The organism is Moorena sp. SIO3B2 (genome assembly GCF_010692525.1).
In the GTDB taxonomy this organism is placed as follows: domain Bacteria; phylum Cyanobacteriota; class Cyanobacteriia; order Cyanobacteriales; family Coleofasciculaceae; genus Moorena; species Moorena producens.
On sequence record NZ_JAAHHE010000823.1, the window covers coordinates 1 to 1,587 of the forward strand.

General features: G+C 38.3%; 2 protein-coding genes and 1 pseudogene. All 3 read left to right on the top strand.

Annotated elements, in window-relative coordinates:
• The first annotated feature begins 271 nt into the window (after positions 1 to 271).
• The gene (locus F6K38_RS41460; RefSeq protein ID WP_287360662.1) at positions 272 to 556 is read left to right on the top strand and encodes a BrnT family toxin; all 285 of its coding nucleotides are present in this window, start codon (positions 272 to 274) and stop codon (positions 554 to 556) included.
• Positions 531 to 791 carry a BrnA antitoxin family protein gene (locus F6K38_RS41465; protein WP_287360663.1) on the top strand — a complete coding sequence of 87 codons (261 nt, stop codon included), beginning with the start codon at positions 531 to 533 and terminating at the stop codon, positions 789 to 791. The genes F6K38_RS41460 and F6K38_RS41465 overlap by 26 nt, the downstream gene beginning before the upstream one ends.
• A gap of 356 nt (positions 792 to 1,147) precedes the next feature.
• Positions 1,148 to 1,587, top strand: a pseudogene (locus F6K38_RS41470) (glycoside hydrolase family 10 protein); the annotation flags it as partial.

The following is a 1,587-nucleotide window of genomic DNA, read 5'->3' on the forward strand; positions in this document are numbered from 1 at the left end:
CTTACGGTTTGTTTTTCCACACAAATAATTCTAGCGTTTTTAATAATTATCAAAGCCATTTGATTTACTTCACCTTACTTCATACTCCTACTCCCTAGGTAAGCAATAAGCTATCAGCATATCTAGCCAATGCACACTATGGGCAATTTTTTCTTGCGCTTACCCTAGAATGCGATCGCGTCCATATACCATTTACCGGAAAGTGGAATAGAAACCAAAAACTAAATTTTATGTTATAATGCTTGTATATACAAAAAGTATATACAAATTAATGGAATTTGAATGGGACGAAAACAAAAACCGACAAAATAAGCAAAAACATGGCATCAGCTTTGAAGAAGCACAGGAAATATTCTTTGGAATCGTTTTTACGTCAATTGATGAACGATACGATTATGATGAAATCAGAGAAATTAGCATCGGTTCCATACAAGGCGTTGTCATTGTCACCGTAGCCCACACCGAAAGAAACAGCAAAATTCGCTTAATTTCTGCTCGAAAAGCTACCCCTAAGGAAAAAAGAAAGTATTATGAATATCTCGCCAAAACGACTTGAAGAAATCAAAACTATTCCTGACTCTGCCATTGATACCTCAGATATACCTGAGTTAGACGATAATTTTTGGGAAAATGCCAAAATAGTTAAACCGATTACTAAAAAAGCGATTTCTATTCGCTTAGATAGTGACATCATAGACTGGTTCAAAAGTCAAGGAAAAGGCTATCAATCATCGATTAATAATGTTCTTCGTAGTTATGTTAATCATCAACTAAACAAAAGTAATCATTGATGGTAAAACTATTCCTATCATGTCAGATAATTCGTAAGCTATCAGCTATCAGCTATCAGCTATCAGCTGACCGCTTACGCTAATTTTAGCCGACATATCCCCTATGGGTTATACCAGTCATAAACTACAATTGAACCAATATACCACTACGCATTAAGATGTTTAACATTGTCTTGATGCAGTCGCTCCTAAACTCCGAAACGTAAGTAATCGCTGACTTCTGACTTCTGACTTCTGACTTGCGCGTAGCGCTATACCTAATGCGATCGCACTGATCTAAATCCGCACTTCTCGCTAACGTTGTTAATTACCAACAGAGGTTAGGATTTGGATAATAAAAATTTAAGGAGTAAACGGTGTTCAGGAGTAGTGATAGTTCCAATTGGCAGTGCTCTTTGTCCAAGCAGCTAACCCCCTTGATCAGAGATTTGACTATACTCAAATCTAATCCTATCGACCCCAAGACTATTGTCGTTAGTACCTTGATCGGGCTTTTGCTCAATTCTCTACCATGGTTACCAGCTGCTAGTGCTCAAACGGTGCAACTGGGAGTAGTTAAGAGTCGGGATAATCAAGGGCATTGGTCTGGAATTACCGAACGCTTGCATTCAATTGGAGTTAACTACTGTATTGTTGACTTGACTGAAGTTAAGAAAGCCTCTGACTTCGATAACACTAACTTGCTATTTTTGCCCAATGTCGAGTTCCTCCACCCAAAACAATTCCAAGCGTTACAGGAGTGGATTGCACAAGGAGGAAAAGTTATTGTCAGCGGTCCGACTGGGTTACTTTCCAA